General features: G+C 45.2%; 1 protein-coding gene. It reads left to right on the top strand.

Features of this window, described 5'->3' with window-relative positions:
• Positions 1 to 1,111, top strand: a 1,111-nt coding sequence (locus D6694_15375; GenBank protein ID RMH34168.1) for a hypothetical protein, incomplete at its 5' end; no start/stop codon positions are given.
• Positions 1,112 to 1,196 lie beyond the last annotated feature (85 nt).

The following is a 1,196-nucleotide window of genomic DNA, read 5'->3' on the forward strand; positions in this document are numbered from 1 at the left end:
AAATTCCGGGGAAACTGGTTTGGAATTTGTGGATGTGGCAACGCAGGCGGAACTGGACGCGCATACATCGCGCACGGATAACCCGCACGGGGTGACGGCGGCGCAGGCGGGGGCAGTGGACAAGACGGGGGACACGATGCAACCTATGACTGATGGGGTTGTGCTTAGTATAAACAACACCAGTGGGTCAACCATTTGGAGTGTTGATACATCTGCCAATCGTATGTTTTTGAGTGATGCTAATGGTAATGTGTTCGTCGGGAATGGTGCAGGCAACGGCAGCGTGACGGGAACAGATAATGTTGGCATTGGTTCAAGTGCTTTATCCAGTCTAACAACAGGCTACGGAAATTTCGCGCTTGGTGGTAATTCGATGAAACAGGCTACAACAGCCTATCGGTGCATGGCTGTCGGGAATGAGACACTGGTAAATTTGACAACGGGGGCAGAAAATATTGCCATTGGGTATGGTGCGCTGAACAGAGTTACTACTGGCTCATCTAATATTGGTATTGGAACATATGCGAACTATGGGATTACTACAACAACCAGCAACATAGCCATAGGAAAGCAATCAATGAATAATAATGCTGGGTGGGCTAATGTTGGTATTGGTGTACAGAGTGGTTTATATAAAACATCTGGAGACCTGAATACATTTATTGGTTTCCAAGCTGGATATGGGAATGGAGTTTATTCTTCAGCATCGAAAAATACTTTAATTGGAGCTAGAGCTGGGAGATATATCACTTCTTCTTCAAATGATAATGTACTCATTGGATATTTGTCTGGGTACAACATTGGAACTGCAAGTACTAATACTTTTATCGGTTCCCAATCTGGGTACAATGCTGTTGGCACTACTGGCTGTATTTTCATCGGTTATCAGGCTGGGTACAGTGAAACTAATTCTAACAGACTGTATATAGCCAATTCTAGTACAACCACGCCATTGATTTATGGTGAGTTTGACAATAGACTAATTGTGGTCAATGGCAGGTTACGGGTCACAGACAACAGTGCGGCACCAGTGGCAGGAGATATTAGATTCAACACGACGACAAATAAACACGAGGGATATGATGGCACAACCTGGTATGCAATGTATTAATGTCGCGTTGACAGAATGGGAGGTTGATGCGATTTTGCAAATGCTGGAGGCCGTACCGGTTGTTGGTACGGAGAACATGCAGCGC

It is taken from the genome of Gammaproteobacteria bacterium (genome assembly GCA_003696665.1).
GTDB lineage: Bacteria > Pseudomonadota > Gammaproteobacteria > Enterobacterales.